Here is a 4,586-nt window from a genome sequence, read left to right on the forward strand (position 1 = left end):
GCTAAGTGTCGGTTTTCCAAAAAAACAATACATCATATCATACTTTTGTATACTTGCAAAATCGGGATGCTCCCAATACATAAGCTCAAAACGGAAGATAGTTCCTTTGGATCTTGTAGAGTTTCCTTTACATTCCCCGTATTTAAGTCCCATGTTTTGATGGTTTTGGTGGTGCTACCGCTCACAATGGTTTTTCCATCAGGAGTGATAGCAACAGCAGTAATCCAACTAGAATGACCATTGAGCGTGCGAATCACCTGCCCTGTTTTTAAATTCCATACCTTAATATTTTTATCTGCACCTCCGCTAACTAATGTATTTCCACCAGGACTAATAGCCACAGACAAAACCCAGTGCGAATGTCCTTCAATACTACCTTCTATACTACGAATTATTTCCCCCGTTTGCAAATTCCATACCCAAATCTTTTTCCAACTCCCTCCTACTAAAATAGTATTATCTGGACTTATTGCTAGACAAGTAATAATATCTGTTGGGCAAGTAATTAAGTTTTCTGGTGTATTTTCCATCAACCAAGAATTATCACCACGAAAAACTCTGTAGGCAAATTGTTTAACTCTGTCTGATGGATCTTTGATAGACTGTTCAATCAATAGTTCTAAACCTTGTTGACCATAATTGAGAGTCTCTGATAAAGCAGCAAGTCTTTCTTGCTCACTTTGACTAGATAACTGCTTCTTAACTTCTTCAATTGTTGTAGACATTCTATTTTTCTCCAAATCATTAAGTTTCTGATTTTTGGGCAGCGACAAGCAACTAATTAGCTAGGTGATAGGGTTCTCCCGTAAATGTGGTTGTAATAAAATTTCATAGAGATTATAACAGATTATGAGTTGATCAACATTCACTGACTGAAAATTGCGCCAATTTTTCAGAGCTATATGGGAGATAATCATTATTTTAACCTAACCCAGAAATAGTTGAGCATATTGGATTTGGCATCTCCAAAATAACTCCGTTATGTAGCCCACAGCGTCCGTTTTTGGGTGTCCCTTCCAGAAAGTCGTCAAAAGTTATTAATTTCGGTATCGCTTGAGTCATCATTAAACCTCTTTAGTGATAGGTAGATGTATAATTTGGTCTTGATATTCATTGAGAAAAGAACATTCAGCAATCAAAATTAATTCATCGATGTTTTGCCCTATACTTAAATTCGCATTTAAAATAAATATTCCAGGAATATGACGATTGGCTTGCAAATGATCGTTTAAGTGAACAGGCATAGATTTACGGTTATTCGTGACTAGGATAAAGTCATATTTTTCACACCATTCTAAAATTTCAGGGTCTTTAGTTCCTTTTGCTGGTATGGAAGGTTCGCCAATGACCCGAATAATTAATCCTACTTGTTTGCTCCGAATTTGATTAGGATAAATCGGGTCAATATTTTCATCCATGAGATACTTGAGTGCCATTTTTTTTATTTCTTTCTTCCTTGATTTTTTGGAGCCTGACCGAAGCTGGATGAGGGTTTAATTCTTGAGCTTTTCGCTGTTCGTGCGACCATTCTAGCCAGTCTGCGATGTATTTATCTAAGGCAACTTTATTGTTCAAATAATACAGGATTGTCGCATAAACTTGATCGAGGGTCAAAGTGTAAAAGTGTTTTAAGATTTCCTCTGGTGCACGTTGCTGATAAATATATTCATAGAGGATGCTTTCTATTCCTACTCTTGTGCCTTTTACTCGAATGTCATCATCGGCTAAAAACTCAAAATATTCTTCTATTAGCATGGTTTATTTATCCATCTGTTGATTCTTATTGAGCGGGAGCGTCTCGCTTGCAAGCTACAAGCTCCCACTCTTATGATAACTGATTAACCGGACATGATAGAACATCCACAGGGCAATTTTCTAGACCTTCCCAGACTCTATGTTTCCTGCTGTCATGGCCATCTCAAAACTCAACTCTACAGACAGGCAATATTCCATCCTTATCCCCAAACTATCCAAATGTCAAACGCCGCACCGCACCATCATCCCTAAATTGCTGTTCGCCAACGCCAACAACTTCCACAATAACTTCGCGTTCTGATATTAAAAATTGACCCTCGCGCGCGGCAATTTCAACGATGATTTTTTCCCCTTCCAAATACACCTTGTAATTAGTCGTAGCCCAGACACCTTTTTCATGTTCAAAACTGTGTCCATCGTCCTCATAAAGCGTCCATTCACCGCTTCCGGGCCAAATTAGCATTTTTAATGACTCAACCGGTTCTTCGCTGACAAATTGCCTCACAGGTGCGATCGCAATTATGCCCCCGCCCCGCACGTAAAGCGGCATTCTCTCCAAAGGTGCATAAGCTAAAATGTGCATCGGGCCCTGATAGCATTCGCCCGTCCACCAATCAAACCAAGTCCCCTCCGGCAAATAAACGGCGCGGTGTTCAACTCCCGGCCGGTAAACAGGTGCAGCCATCAGCGACGGGCCGAGTAATACTTGATCGTAAAGGTGGTAAGTTGCCCGATCGCGCGGAAAGTGATATAGTAACGGTCGCAAAATCGGTGTTCCCGTCGTCGCTGCTTCCCAAAACAACGTGTAAATATAAGGCAACAACTGATAGCGCAAATTGATGTATTCGCGGCAAATCTTCTCAGTGCGATCGCCAAAAACCCACGGTTCGTGCTGCGCCGTACTCATCGCCGAATGACCGCGCATCAAGGGATACAGCATCCCCACCTGCATCCACCGCGCGAACAATTCAGCCGTTGCATTCCCCGCAAAACCGCCGATGTCGCAACCGACAAACGCCACGCCGGAAAGCCCCATGTTGCAAAGCATTGGTAGCGACATTTCTAAGTGTTCCCACTGCGATTGATTGTCGCCCATCCACACCGAGGAGTAACGCTGAACGCCCGCAAAACCCGATCGCGTCAGCACAAAAGATCGATCGCCAGATCGCACTTTTTGCAACCCCTCAGCACAAGCTTTCGCCATCATTAAACCATACAAATTGTGCGTTTCCGCGTGGGTAGCGCGATCGGATTCCGGGCCTTGCGGTGCATCCAGGGGAAAGCTGATGTGTTCGCCGCCGTCACCAAAAGGCCGTTCGGCGATCGCAGGTTCGTTCATGTCGTTCCAAATCCCCGCAATCCCAATATCTGTCAGAGTTTTGTGCAATTCGCCCCACCATTCGCGCACCTCCGGCCGCAGGAAGTCGGGAAACACCGCTTTGTCCGGCCAAACGTAACCGTGGAATAGCTTTCCCTCTGCGGTGCGAACGAAATAGTCATTTTCCACACCCTCATCGAATACTTCATAATCTGCTTCCGGTTCGTACTTGACACCGGGATCGACAATCGTGACAACCTTAAAACCGGCTGCTTTCAAGTCTGCGATCAGTTTCGCCGGATCGGGGAAACGCTTCGGGCTCCAGGTAAAAACGCGGTAGCCGTTCATATAGTCGATGTCGAGGTGGATGACATCGCAGGGAATCGCCCGATCGCGAAATTCCTTGGCCAACTCGCGCACAATGTCCTCTGATTCGTAGCTCCAGCGGCATTGGTGGTATCCCAGCGCCCATTTTGGCGGAAGCGGCATCCGGCCGGTTAACTGCGTGTAGGTGGCGAGAATTTGGGCGGGTTCCGGGCCGTAAATGATGTAGTAATCGAGTTCCGGGCCTCTGGTTTCCATCCGCAAAACACCCGGTTGTTCGGCGCCGATGTCGAATTGACTCCAAAATGTGGTGTTGAAAAAGATGCCGTAAGCGCGATCGGGATTCAGGGCGATGTAAAATGGGATCGCCTGGTACATTTCATCTGTCTGCGAATTGTAGTCGAGGGAATCGGTTGTCCAGTTTGTCTTGACTTCGGAGAGTTTGTCGAGAAAGCCGGTGCGTTCGCCGAAACCGTAGAAGTGCTCGTCTGCTTCGATGCGTTTCCAGCCTGCAGTTGCGCCGGTGCGCCATCCCATACTGCGATCGCAGTCGCTAGCAAAGGGTTTTCCCGATTTGTCAAAGCATTCGATGGAAGTGCGATCGCGCTTGACTGAAATCGTTATTTGTGCTGTTTCAATTTCTATTTTTTCGTCTGTTTCTCGCACTTCAAATGGTGTAATTTCCCACTCTTCGTCAGGGACTGTTATTGAGTGCGATCGGCTTTCTACCCCCCCTTGCCCCCCCTTAGTAAGGGGGGGTTGGTATATAATTTCTTGCCCCCCCTTACTAAGGGGGGGTTGGGGGGGTTGTGGAGACATTCGCACTCTGATTAAATTCGGTGCGAGGATGCTAATATTTAGGGAGGTCTCGCCGCAATTAAAGTGAAGGTTGCGGTCGGTTTTATTTATGGATTCTACCGAACCGATTGTTGACCAAGGCTGTTCAGTAGTTTGGAGATTTCCGAAGTATTGCGGCATATACGATTTGGTAATTGGCAATTAGTAACCCGATCGTGCAAGCCGCACTTGACTACCGTCATCTAGCTAAAGGAGGAATATAACTTGTCAGCTTTTCAAGTAAATTAACAAAGGCGGTAAAATATACTTCAGCAATACCGTGGCTAGCCGGATAAGCTACTATAAAAAATGAAACAGGTAGCCATAAATTAAGTGGAAAATAACTGAGCCT

Annotated in this window: 4 protein-coding genes; all 4 read right to left on the bottom strand. The window is 45.0% G+C overall.

Annotated elements, in window-relative coordinates; all coding sequences use genetic code 11:
- Positions 1-32: 32 nt before the first annotated feature.
- A complete protein-coding gene (locus QUB26_RS09415) occupies positions 33-725 on the bottom strand; it encodes a hypothetical protein (RefSeq protein ID WP_333317675.1) in 693 nt (230 codons plus the stop codon).
- A gap of 339 nt (positions 726-1,064) precedes the next feature.
- Positions 1,065-1,436, bottom strand: coding sequence for a DUF5615 family PIN-like protein (locus QUB26_RS09420; protein ID WP_333317677.1), 372 nt, complete (start codon positions 1,434-1,436; stop codon positions 1,065-1,067).
- Entirely contained in the window at positions 1,411-1,755 is a 345-nt protein-coding gene (locus QUB26_RS09425) for a DUF433 domain-containing protein (protein ID WP_333317678.1), read from the bottom strand. Before QUB26_RS09425 ends, QUB26_RS09420 begins: the two co-directional genes overlap by 26 nt.
- A 211-nt stretch (positions 1,756-1,966) precedes the next feature.
- Entirely contained in the window at positions 1,967-4,375 is a 2,409-nt protein-coding gene (locus QUB26_RS09430; protein WP_333317680.1) for a glycoside hydrolase family 31 protein, read from the bottom strand.
- Between the last annotated feature and the right edge of the window lie 211 nt (positions 4,376-4,586).

This window comes from Microcoleus sp. B4-C1 (assembly GCF_036705285.1).
Taxonomy (GTDB): domain Bacteria; phylum Cyanobacteriota; class Cyanobacteriia; order Cyanobacteriales; family Microcoleaceae; genus Microcoleus.

Excerpts from the sequence above, each read along its gene's own strand:
- QUB26_RS09420 (WP_333317677.1), bottom strand. The coding sequence starts at position 1,436 with ATGGCACTCAAGTATCTCATGGATGAAAATATTGACCCGATTTATCCT.
- QUB26_RS09415 (WP_333317675.1), bottom strand. The coding sequence starts at position 725 with ATGTCTACAACAATTGAAGAAGTTAAGAAGCAGTTATCTAGTCAAAGT.
- QUB26_RS09430 (WP_333317680.1), bottom strand. The coding sequence starts at position 4,375 with ATGCCGCAATACTTCGGAAATCTCCAAACTACTGAACAGCCTTGGTCA.
- QUB26_RS09425 (WP_333317678.1), bottom strand. The coding sequence starts at position 1,755 with ATGCTAATAGAAGAATATTTTGAGTTTTTAGCCGATGATGACATTCGA.